Raw genomic sequence first — 17,715 nt, 5'->3', positions numbered from 1 at the left:
GCTTGACCTCACTCTGTTGCCACTATATATAGCGGTGCCGCGTCAGGTACCTGCCGTGTTTTTATTTTCAGTATTCAGGAATTTTCCGATCCATGGGCAAATCGCTGGTCATTGTGGAATCCCCGGCTAAGGCCAAGACCATCAACAAGTACCTGGGCAGCCAGTACGTGGTGAAGTCGAGTATCGGCCATATCCGAGACCTGCCCACCAGCGGTTCGGCCAGCGCCAGCAAAGAGCCTGCTGCCAAGCGTGGCAAGGCCGCCGCCGGCGAAGCGCCAGCCCTGTCGCCGAAAGAAAAGGCGCGCAAGCAACTGGTCGCGCGCATGGGGGTTGATCCGGACCACGGCTGGAAAGCCAAGTACGAGATCCTTCCAGGCAAGGAAAAGGTTATCGAAGAACTGCGTCGTCTGGCCAAAGATGCCGACACCATCTATCTCGCAACCGACTTGGATCGCGAGGGGGAAGCCATTGCCTGGCACCTGCGCGAAGCCATCGGTGGTGATGACAGCCGCTACAAGCGTGTGGTGTTCAACGAAATCACCAAGAAGGCCATCCAGGAAGCCTTCTCGCAGCCAGGCGAGCTGGATATCGATCGGGTCAATGCCCAGCAGGCGCGGCGCTTCCTTGACCGCGTGGTGGGTTACATGGTCTCGCCATTGCTGTGGCAGAAAATCGCCCGCGGCCTGTCTGCCGGTCGTGTGCAATCGGTTGCCGTGAAGCTGGTTGTCGAGCGTGAGCGTGAGATTCGCGCCTTCATCCCGGAAGAGTACTGGGAAGTGCATGCCGACCTGGGGACCGCCAAGGACGCCAAGGTGCGTTTCGAAGTGGCCCGCGAGAAGGGCGAAGCTTTCAAGCCGCTCAACGAAGCCCAGGCCATGGCCGCGCTGGAAAAGCTCAAGTCTTCCAGCTACACCGTTGCCAAGCGTGAAGACCGTCCGACCAGCAGCAAGCCGTCGGCCCCCTTCATTACTTCTACCCTGCAACAGGCCGCGAGCAATCGTCTGGGCTTCGGGGTGAAGAAGACCATGATGATGGCCCAGCGTCTGTACGAAGCCGGCTACATCACCTATATGCGTACCGATTCGACCAACCTTTCGGTCGATGCGGTGGATATGGCCCGCAGTTACATCGAAAGCGAATTCGGCAAGCAGTACCTGCCGGAAGCGCCGATCGTCTACGGCAGCAAAGAGGGTGCCCAGGAGGCGCACGAAGCGATTCGCCCTTCCGACGTCAACACGCACCCGACCAAGCTCAGTGGCATGGAGCGTGACGCCGAGCGTCTGTATGAGCTGATCTGGCGCCAGTTCCTGGCCTGCCAGATGCCACCGGCGCAGTACCTGTCGACCACCGTCAGTGTCAACGCTGGCGACTTCGAGCTGCGCGCCAAGGGCCGTATCCTCAAGTTTGACGGTTACACTCGGGTCCTGCCGCAACAGAGCAAACCGGGCGACGATGACGTGCTGCCGGAGATGAACCAGGGCGAAGTGCTCAAGTTGATCCAGCTTGATCCGAGCCAGCACTTCACCAAGCCGCCTGCGCGTTTCTCCGAGGCCAGTCTGGTCAAGGAAATGGAAAAGCGTGGTATTGGCCGTCCCTCCACCTACGCGGCGATCATTTCGACCATTCAGGATCGCGGCTACGTGACCCTGCATAACCGTCGGTTCTATTCCGAGAAAATGGGCGACATCGTCACCGAACGTCTGTCGGAGAGCTTCTCCAACCTGATGGACTACGGCTTCACTGCCGGCATGGAAGAGAACCTCGACGATGTGGCCCAGGGCGAACGCGACTGGAAAAACGTGCTGGACGAGTTCTACGGCGATTTCAGCAACAAGCTGAAGCTGGCCGAGGATGGCGAGAAGGGCATGCGTGCCAACCAGCCGACCCTGACCAACATCGCGTGCAAGGATTGCGGGCGGCCGATGATGATTCGTACCGCATCTACCGGCGTGTTCCTCGGCTGCTCGGGCTACAGCCTGCCGCCGAAAGAACGTTGCAAGGCCACCGTGAACCTGGTTCCGGGCGATGAAATCGCGGCCGACGACGAGGGTGAATCGGAATCGCGCGTGCTGCTCAACAAGCACCGTTGCCCGATCTGCTCGACGGCCATGGATGCCTACCTGCTCGATGAGAAGCGCAAGCTGCACATCTGCGGTAACAATCCTGATTGCACCGGCTACGAGATCGAAGAGGGCAATTACCGCATCAAAGGCTACGAAGGGCCGAGCCTGGAGTGCGACAAGTGCGGTAGCGAAATGCAGCTCAAGACCGGTCGTTTCGGGAAGTTCTTCGGCTGCACCAACGCCGAGTGCAAGAACACCCGCAAGCTGCTCAAGAGCGGCGAAGCGGCGCCGCCGAAGATGGATGCGGTGAAAATGCCGGAGCTCAAGTGCGAAAAGGTCAATGACACCTACGTCCTGCGTGATGGTGCTTCGGGTCTGTTCCTGGCCGCCAGCCAGTTCCCGAAAAACCGCGAGACCCGTGCGCCGCTGGTGATCGAAATCATTCCGCATAAAGACGAAATCGATCCGAAGTACCACTTCCTCTGCGAGGCGCCGAAGAAAGATCCTGATGGCCGTCCGGCAGTGATCCGCTACAGCCGCAAGACCAAGGAGCAGTACGTGCAGACCGAGGTCGAGGGTAAGCCGACTGGCTGGCGTGCGTTCTACGACGGCAATGCCTGGAAGGTTGAGGATAAGCGCTGATCGATCTTTATTGATCAAATCGCGGGGCAAGTCGGGTCGCCGCACCGCCGCTCCCACAGGTGATCCCTGTAGGAGCGGCGGTGCGGCGACCCGACTTGCCCCGCGATGCTTTTCAGGCCTGCAATGGTGTAAATTCACAGATCGCCTTGCAGCCTTTCGGAGGGCACCCAAATGGCCCAGGAACTTTACACCCGCACCAATCAGAAGATTTACTTTGCCGGCCTGGCCCTCGAAGCCATGGGCAGGGCACAGGAAAGCCGGGCTATGAATGCCCAGGCCTTGATTCAGGCTGAGCGTGAATCGGCGCTGTTTCACCTGTACGGTGCACTGCTGGGTTTGTGTCACGAGATTGCCGGTTTTTACCGCTTGCCGCAGGCCGGTGCACCACGCGCAGAGTTGCTGCTGACTCGCGAAGTGCTGGCGGCGGTGGCGATTCCTGAGATGGCGGAGCTGGTCGAACTGGCTGAGCAGCGGGAAACCTGGCTGGCGCAACTGTTAAGCGCTTATGCCGATTTGTTCCGACCGCCGGTCGCGAAAAAAACGCCGAAAACCGACGTCACCCAGCCTTTGATTCAGGCTGTGAGCCTTGAAGAGCCTGAGGTGGCGCCACTTTCGCGGGAAGAGCTGGAAAGCTGGCGGCAGAATCTCAAGGGCCTGACCGTTCGTTTTCGCGAGGGCTTGAGTGAGTGCTGATTGGGGCGCTCGCTGGTACAATACTGCCCTTTCGTGGAGAACAGCCCCTTATGCCAACGTCCTTTCTAGAAATTGTCGAGTTGCCTGATGGCCGGATCGAGTTGCGCCGTGCCGAGGACGAAGGCTCCCTGGTAACCCTGGATTTCTCCGAGGACGCCAAGGCTTTCTTGCAAGGTCAGCACGTGGAAGTGGCCAAGGCCATGCTCAGTGTTGGCGTGCAGATGGCCGGCAAGCTGGTGGAAGGCGAAGTCGAACGAGACGACGGGCCCCGCGTTCTGCATTGATCGCCATACATGGCTTCCTCGTCCTGAGGAAGCCTGGCGCAACCAATCAATACTTGAACCTGAGTATCAGCCAAGGCGGATGTTCAGACTTTGTGCGTCTCCAGCGCGTGCGGCGTTGCTCAGTTGCTGGCGAGCGCTGCTGCTGACCGTGCTCAGCCAACTGACCACGGTATGGCTGCGGCCCAGGCGCAGGGCTTCACAGGCCAGTTGCAGGGCGCTCTGGTTGCCGCGTGGTTGCAGTAGCAGAATGCGCTCGCGGTTCAAGCCCGCTTCGCGTAGCCATGCCTGGGTCAGGCTGGCCGGTGGGGCGATCAGGGTCAGCCAGCGCTCGTCCTGCTCTTCGCTCAGCTCGCTCAGTTCGCGCAACATGGGGGCCAGCAGGCTCTGGCAGTTGCCCAGCGCACCACGGAAAGACAGCTCGCTGAAAACCTGAGCTGCGCCAGGGTGCGGCACAGGCTTGGCGGCTTTCAGTCCGGGCAGCACTGGCTGGGCCAGGAATGCTTCGAACAGGGGCAATTGTGCTTGCTGCGGTACGTTCTGTGACGCTGGGGGGAACTGCATGACGCCTCCTTTACCGGCGAATGACGCCGACACTCAAGCCCTCGATCACCAGCTCCTGGTCTTTCAGGTTGACTTCGATGGGGGCGAATTCGGGGTTTTCAGCAATCAGCCAGACTTTGCTGCCTTCACGCTTGAAGCGCTTGACTGTGACCTCGTCACCCAGGCGGGCAACCACGATCTGGCCATTGCGGGCTTCGCGGCAGGTGTGTACGGCGAGGAGGTCGCCATCGACAATGCCGACATCCTTCATGCTCATGCCGTGAACGCGCAACAGGTAGTCGGCCCGGGGATGGAAGAAGGCCGGGTTGATGTTGCAGGATTCCTCGATGTGTTGCTGGGCAAGGATCGGGGCACCGGCTGCGACACGGCCGATGATCGGCAAGCCGCTGTCTTCGGTCTTGGCTTCAAGGCCGGGGATGCGGATGCCGCGCGAGGCGCCCGGGGTCATCTCGATTGCGCCCTTGCGGGCCAGGGCCTTGAGGTGTTCCTCGGCGGCATTCGGAGACTTGAAACCCAGCTCCTGGGCGATTTCTGCGCGGGTGGGCGGGAAGCCGTTGTCTTCCAGGCAGCGCTTGATAAAAGCCAGAATCTCAGCTTGGCGTGGCGTCAGTTTTAGCATGTCGATCGCTCTGTCTTTTTATACAGTGACTGGGATTATATACAGTGAGTGGCAGGCTGCAAGCATCAGGCTGCAAGAAAACCCGGGGCAGGGGCAGATGTCCTTGCAGCTTGCGGCCTGCAGCTGTGATTTAATACGTGACCGGGTAGGCACAAAACGGCTGCGCGGACTTGACAAATCACCGCTTTGAAACGTATGTTTCAAACAAGTGTTTGTCAGGCGGAGTAGTCATGGCCCAGTCGGAAACCGTTGAACGCATTCTCGATGCTGCCGAGCAGTTGTTCGCGGAAAAAGGTTTTGCCGAAACCTCATTACGGCTGATCACCAGCAAGGCCGGCGTCAACCTGGCGGCGGTGAACTACCATTTCGGGTCCAAGAAGGCCCTGATCCAGGCGGTCTTCTCGCGTTTCCTCGGTCCTTTCTGCACCAGCCTCGAGCGCGAGCTGGAGCGTCGTCAGGCCCGTCCAGAACACAAGCCAAGTCTTGAAGAGCTGCTGGAAATGCTGGTCGAGCAGGCGCTGGTGGTACAACCGCGCAGCGGTAACGACCTGTCGATCTTCATGCGCCTGCTGGGCCTGGCCTTCAGTCAGAGCCAGGGGCACTTGCGGCGTTACCTGGAAGACATGTACGGCAAGGTGTTCCGCCGTTATATGCTGCTGGTCAACGAGGCCGCGCCGCGTATTCCGCCCATCGAGCTGTTCTGGCGCGTGCACTTCATGCTCGGTGCCGCGGCATTCAGCATGTCCGGGATCAAGGCGCTGCGGGCCATTTCCGAAACTGATTTCGGCGTTAACACCTCGATCGAACAGGTCATGCGCCTGATGGTGCCGTTCCTTGCCGCCGGTATGCGCGCCGATAGCGGTGTCACTGACGGAGCCATGGCCGCCGCGCAGCTGCGTCCGCGCAGCAAGTCTTCAAGCACCACGGTCGCCGCCAAGGCCTGATGCCATGGCTGGGCGCGGCGAGCCGCATCGGCTAAGCTAGCGCCCATGCCCAGTCTCGATTTACTGCACATTTCCCTTGCCGATCAATGCCTCTACGGGTTCGCCCAAGGGCAATTGCGCTTGCGTCTGCCTGTCTCCACCGCGCTTAAGGGGGCCGGTGAACGCAATGGCTCCGGTTGCACACCCCGTGGCCTGCATCAGGTCCGGGCAAAGATTGGTGCCGGGCTGCCGCAGGGTGCGGTACTGCGCGGGCGGCGCTGGACCGGCGAGACGTGGTCGCCTGAACTGCAAGAGCAATTTCCCGGCCGTGACTGGATCCTCAGCCGTATCCTCTGGCTTAGCGGTTGTGAGCCGGGATTCAACCGTCTGGGGATGGTCGACACCTTCCGTCGCTACATTTATCTGCATGGCACGCCTGATTGCGAACCTATGGGCGTGCCGTTGTCCCATGGCTGTGTGCGCCTGCGCAATGCCGACCTGTTGCGCCTGTTTGACCAGGTGCCAGTGCATTGCCTGGTGCGAATCGAAGAAGCCGCGTGCCCCGAATGGGTCGACGCGCCCCTGAACTGAAGGATCAATTATGAGTGCCAGCCTGCAAGGCTCCTTGATGGTCGACATCGCCGGTACCTGGCTGACCGCCGAAGATCGCCAGCTGTTGCGCCAGCCCGAAGTGGCCGGTCTGATCATCTTTGCCCGTAACATCGAAAGCCCGCGCCAGGTGCGCGAACTGACCGCCTCGATCCGTGCTATCCGCCCGGACCTGATTCTTGCTGTGGATCAGGAAGGCGGCCGGGTGCAGCGTTTGCGCCAGGGCTTTGTAAGACTGCCGGCCATGCGTGCAATTGCTGATAACGACAATGCCGAGTACCTGGCTGAGCAGTGTGGCTGGCTGATGGCTACCGAAGTGCTGGCGGTTGGTCTGGACCTGAGTTTCGCCCCGGTTCTGGACCTCGATCACCAACGCAGCGCCGTGGTTGGCAGTCGCGCGTTCGAAGGGGATCCGCAACGTGCCACTGCCCTGGCCGGTGCCTTTATCCGTGGTATGAACGCCGCAGGCATGGCTGCCTGCGGCAAGCACTTCCCGGGCCATGGTTGGGCTGAGGCCGACTCTCATGTCGCCATCCCAACTGACGAGCGCAGCCTTGAGCAGATCCGTGCCGTCGATCTGGTGCCGTTCGCGCGACTCAGCGGCCAGCTGGCGGCGGTGATGCCGGCACATGTCATCTATCCGCAGGTCGACAGCCAGCCGGCGGGCTTCTCGCGCCGCTGGTTGCAGGACATCCTGCGTGGCGAGCTGGGCTTTGACGGGGTGATTTTCAGTGATGACCTGTCGATGGCGGGTGCTCATGTGGTGGGTGATGCGGCCAGTCGTATCGAGGCGGCGTTGAGTGCCGGGTGTGATATGGGTCTGGTGTGTAATGACCGGACCGCTGCCGAGCAGGCGCTGACAGCGGCGCAACGTCTTAAGGTCAAGCCGTCGCCACGTATTGCACAGATGCGTGGGCAGGGCTTTGCGCGTACCGATTATCGTCAGCAGCCGCGCTGGCTGGAGGCACTGGGGGCTTTGAAAGAGGCGCAGTTGGTCGACTGATTTCGCGGGGCAAGCCCGCTCCCACAGGGATTCTCACCTTCCTGTGGGAGCGGGCTTGTCCCGCGATGAATTCAACCCGCTTTCGAAGCCTTGCGCTTGCCAGGCAACGGCGCAAACAATGCATCGATATCCTCCGCCGCCAAACGCCAATCCCCCGCCTGACGCCCATCCAGAACCCCAGCCGCCAGAGCCGACTTCTCTTGCTGCAGCTGCTGGATTTTTTCTTCCACCGTGCCTCGGGTAATCAGCTTGTAGACGAACACTGGTTTTTCCTGGCCAATCCGATAGGCACGGTCGGTGGCCTGGTTTTCCGCCGCTGGATTCCACCAGGGATCGTAATGGATCACGGTATCGGCAGCGGTCAGGTTCAGGCCCACGCCACCGGCCTTGAGGCTGATCAGGAAAATCTGCAAGCGACCGTTCTGGAAGTCCTGTACCGGCGCGCGGCGATCGCGGGTTTCGCCGGTCAGCAGGGCATAGGCAATACCACGCTGCTCAAGCTCGTTTTCAATCAGTCGCAACATGCTGGTGAACTGCGAGAACAACAGCACTCGACGACCTTCGGCGAGCAGTTCTTCGAGCATCTCCATCAGGCTGGTGAGCTTGCCGGAATGGGTGCCGCGGGCAGTCGATGCTTCGCTGTTGAGCAGGCGCAAATCGCAGCAGACCTGGCGCAGTTTAAGCAGCGCTTCAAGAATGATGATCTGACTGCGGGCCACGCCCTTGCGGGTGATCTCGGCGCGCACTTTCTGGTCCATGGCCAGGCGCATGGTCTCGTAGACATCGCGCTGGGCATCGCTGAGATCGACCCAATGGATCATCTCGGTCTTGGCCGGTAGTTCGGTGGCTACCTGCTCCTTGGTGCGCCGCAGCAGGAACGGCTTGATCCGTGCGTTGAGGTGCTGCAGGCGCTCGTTGTTGCCTTGGCGTTCGATCGGTGTGCGGTAGTCGCGGTTGAAGGCCTTGGCATCGCCCAGCCAGCCAGGCAGCAGGAAGTGGAACAGCGACCACAACTCGCCCAGGTGGTTTTCCAGGGGCGTGCCGCTCAGGCACAGACGCTGACGGGCTTCAAGCTGGCGTGCGGCCTGGGCGGCCTTGCTGCCCGGGCTCTTGATGTACTGGGCTTCGTCGAGGATCAGCACATGCAGCATCAGGCCTTTGAAGTGTTCCAGATCCTTGGGCAACAGGGCATAGGTGGTCAGCAGCAGGTCGTAGTCTTGCAGTTTGTCGAAGTGCTTGCGCCGGCCCAGGCCTTGCAGGGCCAGGACCCTCAGGCCGGGCGCAAAGCGCTGCGCTTCGTCCTGCCAGTTGGGGATCAGGCTGGTCGGCATCACCACCATGGCCGGGCGGGTCAGGCGTCCGGCGTTTTTTTCGGTAAGCAGGTGCGCCAGGGTCTGCAGGGTCTTGCCCAGGCCCATGTCGTCGGCGAGGATGCCGCCCACTTCCAGCTCGCGCAGGGCCTGCATCCAGCTCAGGCCTTCCAGCTGATAGGTGCGTAGCATGGCGTTGAGGCCCGCCGGGATCTGTGCCGGTTGCAGGCGGATATCACGCAGACGTTCGCCCAGGTTGCGCACCCGCTCGCCGCCTTGCCAGTTCAGCGCAATGTCTTCCAGCGCGTTGAGGCGGGTGGCGTCCAGCGTCGGCAGGCGCACGCTGGCTTCGCCCGGCTCGCGCAGGTAGAAGTCGCCCAGCGTTGCCAGTACTGGCTTGAGCCGGCCGTACGGAAGTGCTACTTGCAGGCTGCGGCGTACCTCACCCTGGGGGGCGGGAATCTGCACCAGAAGGCTTTCGTCGTCGCGCCGCCTGTTCAACTGGGCAGGGTTGAGCAGTTCCGGGTGGGTGCGCAGTACATTGAGCAGAATGGGCAGCAGGCTCAAGCGCTGGCCATTGACCTCAATGCCCACTTCCAGGTCGAACCAGTCGCGCCCGCTAGCCTCGTCAATATGGGCGTACCAGTCATCGACCTCGGCGAGATTGAAAGCGAAATCGTCGGTGTATTCGATCTCCCAGCCTTGCTCGCGCAGGGCCGGCAGGTCGTTGAGCATAAAGCGTAACCAGGCGCCTTCGGTTGCCAGTTCCAGAAGCTCACCCGCGCTTTCTGGGAGTGCTTTGCTTTGGCGGGTGGCCACTTTGAAGCCCAGGCGCAGCAGTGTCTGGCGTATCAGCTTCTCGGCGTCAGGCTGGCGCTGGATGCGCTGGTTGGTAGTGCCGTCAAGGCGTGTGATTTCCGCGCCTTGCTTGCCACTGGCGCGGATGCCGTCATATACAAAGGACAGGGCGGCGCGGTGCTGGTGCTGGCGTTGCATCCTGCCCGATTGCGGCACATAAGCGCTGAACTCGTGGCTGCCCAGAATCAGGTGGGGCGTGGGGGCAATACCGTCGATGATCGTCTCGCTCAATGTTCTGGGGGTGGGGATCTGCCGGTTGAGGGTCTGGATCCTGTGGCTGAAATTAACCACCTGGCTTTCAGGCACCAGCGGTGCCAAAGCGAGGGAGCAAGCAATTACTTCATCATAGCTGTGGCTGAGCAGACCAATCTGGCCCTGTTCGGCATCAACGTAGTACAGCGGTTTCAAGGCCAGTACCTGTTTGCGCATCTTGCCCTGGTGGTACCAGCAGCCTCTGTAGTTTTCGTTTTTGAGTTTTTCCCAGCGAAACTCGCCTGTCAGGGTCGGGCCTGGTTTGAGTGGTTGTTCATCTGCCGTCAGAAACAGGCGCTCGGTGGCAAGTGCGTGTTCAAGCAGCTCGGCGCCTTCACTGCCTTCGAGGTTCACACCGCTCGAAAAAGCACCGGTGGACGTTCCGGCAACAACCATGCGCAAAAATTTCGCGTCGCTTTCGGCCAGGTAGCCAGGGTTTTGTCGCAGTATTTCGTGCGGGTAAAGGATCACCTTGAGGTCTGTGAAGTGGCCATCCTTGAGGCGCTTGCACTTGTACGGTGTGATAGTGGCTATGCCGTTTGCCTGGAACTCAAGTTCGTAGATCAGGGTGCGCGTGCTGTGCTCGGCACGTTTATCGGCATCGCGACCTGATTTTTTCAGGCATTCCAGCCAGTGCTCCAGCGCAGGGCTTAGCTGCTCGCCGTCATTCTGTTGCGTTCCTGCCGGTAGCGCGGGAAGTGTCATCAGGTGGTACAAGGCTGCTGCGCAGTGCTTGCAGTCGAAGCCGACCGGGCAGGTACAGTCGGCGTTCAACGAAGCGAAGTGCTTGCCTGGTGGCCTTACGCTGATGGACTGGGTGTAGATGTTCGCGCCTGAACCGCGACAGACCGAGGTAAAGTTGTAATCCTCAAGGGATATCACCTTTACCCGGTGTTGTTCGGCATAGTGGAACCCTCTGTCCAGCGCATTGTGCGGGAAGGACAGAGCCCAGTCGCTATCTTCGAGCACTTGTCGCAGCGTTTTCGGCATTAGACTACTGCTCCATCATCTCCGGCGCAGGAGTGGGTGCACTGACGGGCCGATTGGCCGTAACCTTGAGCAGCAAGGCCAGGTGCCCACCATCAAGGAAGGTCAGTTCGCCATTTTTTACCGTGCTGTTGCTCTGCTTGAGCTGTTCGCTCTGGATCACTGCGCCATTGCCGTCGAACTGGTTGACCCAGAGGCTGGCCTCGACGCTGATGAAGCGCTCTTCCTTGAGGTTCAGGTTGCCCTCGATCGGGAAGTGCCCGAACTGTTCCTTGCCGTCACTGATAGCGATGGTGCCGGTGTCCTGTTTCCAGGCTTTATGCAGCAGTACGGTGTACTGGCTGTCGGCACTTAGCTTGGCTGCTTCGTCGCTCATGGCCGGTTGGCGCAGGTCGCCTTCGGCAATGGCCTGGGCGCCGTTTCTCCAGTCTTCCGGGGCTGACTGGCTGGTAATCGCCGGCACAGCGTTCTGCCGTACCAGGATCAATTCGACCTGATAAACGCCTTCAGCAAAAGCTGCTGGAGTGAACAACGCCAGCAGCAGGGGCAGGTAACGAATGACACGCATGGATCTTCCTTCACGCAGATTGTGGGGTCAGGCGCTCGAACAGCGCCTCAAGGTTGTTGAAGCGTTCTTCCGGGCGCTCCATCGGCACCATGAATTTGAACTGGGTAGCACCTTCGAACTTGTAGCGTTTGGGCTGGCCCTGGATCAGCTTGATCAATGCCAGCGGATCGACCGGGGTCTCGGCCTCGAACTCGATCTTGCCGCCGTTGGGGCCGGCATCGACTTTCTTGATGCCGAGTTTTTCCGCCTGCAGCTTGAGCAAGGTCAGGCGCACCAGGTTTTTGGTCGGGTCGGGCAGCAGGCCGAAGCGGTCGATCATCTCGACCTGCAGGTCCTTGAGGCCGTCTTCGTCCACCGCTGAGGCGATGCGCTTGTACAGGATAAGGCGTGCATGCACATCCGGCAGGTAGTCTTCGGGAATCAACGCAGGCAAGCGCAGGTTGATTTCCGGGCCACCACCGAGCGGCTGATCGAGGTTCGGCTGAGTGCCTTTGCGGATGGCCTTGACTGCGCGTTCGAGCATTTCCATGTACAGGGTGAAGCCGACCGCCTGGATCTGCCCACTCTGGCCTTCGCCGAGCAGTTCGCCGGCGCCGCGGATCTCCAGGTCGTTGGTGGCCAGGACGAAACCGGCGCCCAGGTCCTGGGTGTTGGCGATAGCCTCCAGGCGTTTTTCGGCGTCCGGGGTGATCTGCTGGCGCGGCGGGGTGAGCAGATAGGCGTAGGCCTGGTGGTGGCTGCGTCCGACCCGGCCACGCAACTGGTGCAACTGGGCCAGGCCGAACTTGTCGGCACGCTCGATGATGATGGTGTTGGCGCTGGGCACGTCGATGCCGGTCTCGATGATGGTCGAGGCGATCAGCACGTTGAAGCGCTTGTGGTAGAAGTCGCTCATCACCTGTTCGAGTTCACGCTCGCGCATCTGCCCGTGGCCGATGCCGATACGCGCTTCGGGGACCAGTTCGGCGAGGTCGGCGGCGCACTTTTCGATGCTCTTTACATCGTTGTGCAGGTAATAGACCTGGCCGCCGCGCAGCAGCTCACGCAGCAGTGCTTCTTTGACCGTGCTCTTGTTCTGCTCCATGACGAAGGTGCGCACCGACAGCCGGCGTGCTGGCGGGGTGGCGATGATCGACAGGTCGCGCATGCCGGCCACGGCCATGTTCAGGGTGCGCGGGATCGGTGTGGCGGTCAGTGTGAGGATGTCCACCTCGCTGCGCAGGGCCTTGAGTTGTTCTTTCTGGCGCACGCCAAAACGGTGCTCTTCGTCGATGATCACCAGACCCAGGTCCTTGATCTTGACGTCGTCCTGCAGCAGCTTGTGGGTGCCGATAACGATGTCGATCTTGCCTTCGGCCAGGTCGGCGACGGCGGCGGCGACCTCTTTGGGCGACTTGAAGCGGCTCATCACTTCGACGGTCACCGGCCAGTCGGCAAAGCGGTCGCGGAAGCTGTTGTAATGCTGCTGGGCGAGCAGGGTGGTTGGTACCAGGATGGCGACTTGGCGACCGCCGTGTACGGCGATGAAGGCGGCACGCATGGCCACTTCGGTCTTGCCGAAGCCGACGTCGCCGCAGACCAGGCGATCCATCGGTTTGGCCGCCAGCATGTCTTCGCGCACCGCTTCGATGGCGCTCTGTTGGTCCGGGGTTTCTTCGAACGCAAAGCCGGCACTGAAGGTGGCGTAATCCACTGACGGGTCGGCGAAGGCATAACCTTTGCGCGCGGCGCGACGGGCATAGATGTCGAGTAGTTCGGCAGCCACGTCGCGCACCTGTTCGGCGGCCTTGCGCTTGGCTTTCTGCCAGGCTTCGGAGCCAAGGCGGTGCAGCGGCGCCAGGGCGTCGTCGCTGCCGGTGTAGCGGGCGATCAGGTGCAGGTTGGCCACCGGCACGTAGAGCTTGGCACCCTCGGCGTATTCCAGCGTGAGGAACTCGGCGGCCTGGTTGTCGATCTCCAAGGTCGCCAGGCCCAGGTAGCGGCCCACGCCGTGATCGATATGCACCACCGGCGCGCCTTCGCGCAGCTCGGTGAGGTTTTTGATCACCGCATCGTTGTTGGCGTCGCTGCGTTTGTCGCGGCGCCGGCGCTGCATGACCCGTTGACCGAACAGCGGGCTCTCGGCGACCAGTGCGATGGCCGGGTCGTCGAGCAGCAGGCCCTCGTCCAGCGGTGCAATGGTGATTGCCAGGCGCTCTTTGCCGGCGACGAAAGCGTTCCAGCTGTCGACGGTTTGCGGGCGCAGCTTCAGGCGCTCGAGCAACTCCAGCAGTACCTCGCGACGGCCCGCCGATTCGGCGGTGAACAGCACGCGGCCAGAAAATTGCTCGAGAAAGCCCGACAGCGCTGCCAGTGGCTGGTTGGCCTTGGCTTCGATGGCCAGGTTCGGCAAGGTCTGGGCCGGGAAACGCTCGCGGCCGACGCCGCTATCAACGTCATCCTGGCTGACCACCACCCGCGGCCAGCTTTTGAGCCGGGCAAAGCAGTCTTCCACTGGCAGGAACAGCTCGGCCGGCGGCAACAAGGGCCGCGACGGGTCGATGCGGCGCTCCTCGTAGCGGTTGCGCACATCGCTCCAGAAATGCTCGGCGGCCTGTTCGACACCCGGCAGGGAAAACACCTGGGTGTCCTGCGGCAGGTAGTCGAACAGGGTCGAGGTGTCTTCGAAGAACAGCGGCAGGTAGTACTCGATACCGGCCGGGGTAATGCCGCTGGACAGGTCCTGGAAGATCGGGCAACGGCGAAAATCGACGTCGAAGCGCTCGCGAAAGCGTGCCTTGAAGCGGGTTACAGCCTCTTTTTGCAGCGGAAACTCGCGGGCCGGCAACAGCCGTACCGACTCGACCTTGTCGATCGAGCGCTGGGTTTCCGGGTCGAAGGTGCGCAGGGTCTCGATTTCGTCATCGAACAGGTCGATGCGGTAGGGTAGTTTGCTGCCCATCGGGAACAGGTCGATCAGCGCGCCACGGACGGCGAATTCGCCATGCTCATACACCGTGTCGACGCAGCGATAGCCACTGGCTTCCAGGCGCGTGCGCATCTGTTCGACATCGAGCTTCTGGCCGATGTCCAGCACTAGGCTGCTACCCAGCAGGAAGCTCGTCGGCGCCAGGCGGTGCAGGGCGGTGGTGATCGGCACCACGAGAATGCCGTGATCAAGCTCCGGCAGCCGGTACAGGCTGGCGATCCGCTGGGAGATGATGTCCTGATGCGGTGAGAACAGGTCGTAGGGCAGGGTTTCCCAATCGGGAAAAGGCAGTACCGGCAGCTCGGGTGCGAAAAAGCGCAGCTCCTGCTCGAGCCGGTCAGCGCTCTGGCTGTCGGCGGTCAGTAGCAGGGTGAAGCGCTTGGCGGCGCTGGCAGCCTCGGCAATCGCCAGGCTCAGGGCGGCACCCGGCAGGTTGCCCCAGGTTTGTTTGCCGGCAGTGGCCGACAGGTGCGGTAGACGCAGAACAGGCACGGGAGGTCGAGCTCCAAGCGTTGCGACAAAGACGCCAATTGTACCGGTCACAGGCCCGTGCTGTCAGGTTTGCGCAGGCTAAATACATGTAGTGACAGAGTGGCGACAGGCGCTCATTGCTCGATGGGCTGCGGGGCGTCATAATGTAGCCCCTTTTTTCTGTCCCTACATGTGGAAGGTTCCCGTGACTCAGAAGCCCGACCAGTGTCTTGGTGAGTGGATTGATCGTGAAGCACTTGCAGAAGCGATGATCCCGCTTATCGGTCAGCTCTACCGCAATAACAATGTGGTGAGCTCGATCTATGGCCGCAGCCTGATCAACCGTTCGGTGATCTCGATCCTCAAAGCGCACCGCTTTGCTCGTCATCGCCAAACCGACGAAACCGAACTCTCTGTCCACGAGACATTCCCGCTGCTCAAAGCCATGAGCGAGCTGAAACTGGGCGCCGCTTCGGTCGACCTGGGCAAGCTGGCCAATAAGTTCAAGCAGGAAGGCAACGGCCGTAGCGCCGAGCAGTTCGTGCGTGAAGAAATGGCTGATGTGGTTGGCCAGCAGAACGTTTCGGCGCGCAAAGGCACCGACGTTGTGCTGTACGGCTTCGGTCGTATCGGCCGCCTGTTGGCGCGCATCCTGATCGAAAAAACCGGTGGTGGCGACGGTCTGCGTCTGCGCGCCATCGTCGTGCGCAAAGGTGCCGAGAACGATCTGGTCAAGCGTGCCAGCCTGCTGCGTCGTGACTCGGTTCACGGCCCGTTCGATGGCACCATCACCATCGATGAAGAACACAACACCATCACCGCCAACGGCAACCTGATCCAGGTTATCTACGCCAAGAGCCCGAGCGAAGTCGACTACACCCAGTACGGCATCGAGAACGCGCTGATCGTCGATAACACCGGTGTATGGCGTGACGCCGACGGCCTGGGCCAGCACCTGGCCTGCCCGGGTGCTGGTCGTGTGATTCTCACCGCACCTGGCAAGGGCGCGCTGAAGAACATCGTTCACGGTATCAACCATGGCGATATCACTGCCGACGACAAGATCATCTCGGCAGCTTCGTGCACCACCAACGCCATCGTGCCGGTGCTCAAGGCGGTGAATGACAAGTACGGCATCGTCAACGGCCACGTCGAAACCGTTCACTCGTTCACCAACGACCAGAACCTGATCGACAACTTCCACAAGGGCAGCCGTCGTGGCCGCGCCGCGCCGCTGAACATGGTCATCACCGAGACCGGTGCTGCCACCGCAGCCGCCAAGGCACTGCCAGTGCTCAAGGGCAAGCTGACCGGTAACGCGATTCGCGTTCCTACGCCGAACGTGTCGATGGCTATCCTCAACCTGAATCTGGAAAAGGCCACCAACCGCGAAGAAATCAACGAGTACCTGCGCCAGATGGCCATGCACTCGGATCTGCACAAGCAGATCGATTACGTCAGCTCCCAGGAAGTGGTGTCCACCGACTTCGTAGGTTCGCGCCACGCCGGTGTAGTCGATGCCGAAGCCACCATCTGCAACGATAACCGTGTTGTCCTGTACGTCTGGTACGACAACGAATTCGGTTACAGCTGCCAGGTTGTGCGCGTGATGGAAGACATGGCCGGTGTAAACCCGCCAGCTTTCCCACGCTAAGCTTGGCTTGGTTGTGAAAGACGGGAACCTCAGGGTTCCCGTTTTTTTTGTCTGAGTTTCCAGGAGGACCGATGCGCAACGTGTTGCTGGTGAGTGTACTGGTGAGTCTGTTGGGCTGTGGCCAGGGCGATACGCTTGAGCGAATCAGCGGCCCGACTATGGGCAGCAGTTACACCGTACAGTACGTACGTACGCCGCAGGGGCCGGCACCTGGGCAGGTCAAGCGTGAGGTTGAAGCCATCCTCGAGGGGGTCGATAAGCGTTTCTCCACCTATCGTAGCGACTCGCTGACCGAAACGTTCAACCGCTTGCCCGCCAACAGCTGCCAGTACATGCCTGCTGATGTGCTGGAACTGATACGTGTCGGTGAGCAGCTGTCGCAGCAAAGCGACGGTGCGTTTGACCTGACCGTAGAACCGTTGCTCGATCTATGGGGGTTTGGTCCGCAGTCACGGTTCGAGAAAGTACCTGATGCACAGGCGTTGGCTGCTACGCGCCAACGCGTTGGGCATGGGCATTTGCGCATAGTGGGCGAGCAACTGTGCAAGGATGCGCCGGTGCAAGTGGACTTCAACAGCATCGCTGCCGGGCATGCAGTCGATCTGCTGGTTGAGCGGCTCAATGCCTTGGGCGTCGCGGATTTGCTGGTCGAGATCACCGGTGAACTCAAAGCGTTGGGACGAAAACCGGATGGCAGCAGCTGGAAAGTGGCTGTCGAATTGCCCCGCGAGGATCGCCAGATCGCCCAGCAAGTACTGGCGGTGGATGGTTTTGGCGTATCGACCTCCGGTGACTATCGCAATTATTTCGAGGACAATGGCCAGCGCTATTCGCACACCTTCGATGCGCGTCTGGGGCGGCCGGTGAAGCATGAGCTGGCGGCGGTGACGGTATTTGCGCGCTCGACGCTGATGGCCGACGGTTATTCAACCCTGTTGTTGATCCTTGGGCCGCAGCAGGGTTGGGATTTTGCCCTCCGGCACGAGATTGCCGCAGTGTTCGTGACCCGGGTTGCCGATGGCTTCGTCTCTCGAAGCACCCCGGCGTTTGCGCGAGTGGATAAGGATTGAAAGGCATCACGGGGCAAGCCCCGTGATGAACACATGTAGTGCAGAGAAAAATAGCCTACGACGCGACCAAGGGTTAATGTGCGCGGCGTTCAAGCTTGATTAGACTGCACCCGAATTTTTTCATGGCGCCGCTGGCGACATGATTTAGCCCCGCTTGCCAATGTGGTGAGCGGGCCTGTT

The 17,715-nt window shown here is 60.9% G+C and carries 13 protein-coding genes; 8 read left to right on the top strand and 5 right to left on the bottom strand.

Annotated features, from left to right (window positions below):
- Nucleotides 1-92: 92 nt before the first annotated feature.
- The 3 genes from topA (at nucleotide 93) to C6382_RS01935 (ending at nucleotide 3,682) form a co-directional block, all read left to right on the top strand.
- On the top strand, nucleotides 93-2,705 hold the full coding sequence (gene topA / locus C6382_RS01945) for a type I DNA topoisomerase (RefSeq protein WP_107022855.1): 2,613 nt from the start codon (nucleotides 93-95) through the stop codon (nucleotides 2,703-2,705).
- 171 nt (nucleotides 2,706-2,876) lie between these two features.
- A complete protein-coding gene (locus C6382_RS01940) occupies nucleotides 2,877-3,398 on the top strand; it encodes a DUF6586 family protein (RefSeq protein ID WP_107022854.1) in 522 nt (173 codons plus the stop codon).
- 50 nt (nucleotides 3,399-3,448) lie between these two features.
- Nucleotides 3,449-3,682 carry a hypothetical protein gene (locus C6382_RS01935; protein WP_038608889.1) on the top strand — a complete coding sequence of 78 codons (234 nt, stop codon included), beginning with the start codon at nucleotides 3,449-3,451 and terminating at the stop codon, nucleotides 3,680-3,682.
- 66 nt (nucleotides 3,683-3,748) lie between these two features.
- Here the strand turns inward: C6382_RS01935 and sulA are convergent, their stop codons facing one another.
- Together sulA and lexA are read right to left on the bottom strand one after the other, a co-directional pair.
- A complete protein-coding gene (gene sulA, locus C6382_RS01930; protein ID WP_107022853.1) occupies nucleotides 3,749-4,243 on the bottom strand; it encodes an SOS-induced cell division inhibitor SulA in 495 nt (164 codons plus the stop codon).
- Between the two features lie 10 nt (nucleotides 4,244-4,253).
- Nucleotides 4,254-4,862 carry a transcriptional repressor LexA gene (gene lexA / locus C6382_RS01925; protein ID WP_107022852.1) on the bottom strand — a complete coding sequence of 203 codons (609 nt, stop codon included), beginning with the start codon at nucleotides 4,860-4,862 and terminating at the stop codon, nucleotides 4,254-4,256.
- A 230-nt stretch (nucleotides 4,863-5,092) separates the two neighbouring features.
- Here lexA and C6382_RS01920 point away from each other — a divergent pair, with 230 nt between their 5' ends.
- Genes C6382_RS01920 through nagZ form a run of 3 tightly spaced genes read left to right on the top strand, consistent with a single transcriptional unit; the run spans nucleotide 5,093 to nucleotide 7,397 of the window.
- On the top strand, nucleotides 5,093-5,806 hold the full coding sequence (locus C6382_RS01920) for a TetR/AcrR family transcriptional regulator (protein ID WP_107022851.1): 714 nt from the start codon (nucleotides 5,093-5,095) through the stop codon (nucleotides 5,804-5,806).
- Nucleotides 5,807-5,851: 45 nt separating this feature from the next.
- Entirely contained in the window at nucleotides 5,852-6,376 is a 525-nt protein-coding gene (locus C6382_RS01915; protein ID WP_107022850.1) for a L,D-transpeptidase, read from the top strand.
- Nucleotides 6,377-6,398: 22 nt separating this feature from the next.
- Nucleotides 6,399-7,397, top strand: coding sequence for a beta-N-acetylhexosaminidase (gene nagZ, locus C6382_RS01910; RefSeq protein WP_178082733.1), 999 nt, complete (start codon nucleotides 6,399-6,401; stop codon nucleotides 7,395-7,397).
- 71 nt (nucleotides 7,398-7,468) lie between these two features.
- Here nagZ and C6382_RS01905 read toward each other — a convergent pair whose 3' ends face one another.
- From C6382_RS01905 to mfd, 3 genes are read right to left on the bottom strand one after another with little or no spacing between them, the layout of a single operon-like run.
- Nucleotides 7,469-10,807 (bottom strand): DEAD/DEAH box helicase, encoded by a 3,339-nt coding sequence (locus tag C6382_RS01905; protein WP_256588903.1) that lies wholly within the window; start codon nucleotides 10,805-10,807, stop codon nucleotides 7,469-7,471.
- A gap of 4 nt (nucleotides 10,808-10,811) precedes the next feature.
- Complete coding sequence (locus tag C6382_RS01900; RefSeq protein ID WP_107022848.1) at nucleotides 10,812-11,372, bottom strand: CsiV family protein; 561 nt, start codon at nucleotides 11,370-11,372, stop codon at nucleotides 10,812-10,814.
- Nucleotides 11,373-11,382: 10 nt separating this feature from the next.
- Nucleotides 11,383-14,832, bottom strand: a complete 3,450-nt coding sequence (mfd, locus tag C6382_RS01895; protein WP_107022847.1) for a transcription-repair coupling factor — start codon at nucleotides 14,830-14,832, stop codon at nucleotides 11,383-11,385.
- Nucleotides 14,833-15,001: 169 nt separating this feature from the next.
- Here mfd and C6382_RS01890 point away from each other — a divergent pair, with 169 nt between their 5' ends.
- Nucleotides 15,002-16,465 (top strand): glyceraldehyde-3-phosphate dehydrogenase, encoded by a 1,464-nt coding sequence (locus C6382_RS01890; protein WP_107022846.1) that lies wholly within the window; start codon nucleotides 15,002-15,004, stop codon nucleotides 16,463-16,465.
- Between the two features lie 71 nt (nucleotides 16,466-16,536).
- A complete protein-coding gene (locus C6382_RS01885; protein WP_107022845.1) occupies nucleotides 16,537-17,535 on the top strand; it encodes an FAD:protein FMN transferase in 999 nt (332 codons plus the stop codon).
- The last annotated feature ends 180 nt before the right edge of the window (nucleotides 17,536-17,715 follow it).

Source organism: Pseudomonas sp. BBP2017 (assembly GCF_003024385.1).
In the GTDB taxonomy this organism is placed as follows: Bacteria; Pseudomonadota; Gammaproteobacteria; order Pseudomonadales; family Pseudomonadaceae; genus Aquipseudomonas.
Note: the sequence above shows the minus strand (reverse complement) of the source record. Positions and strands in the feature narration are given on the sequence as shown.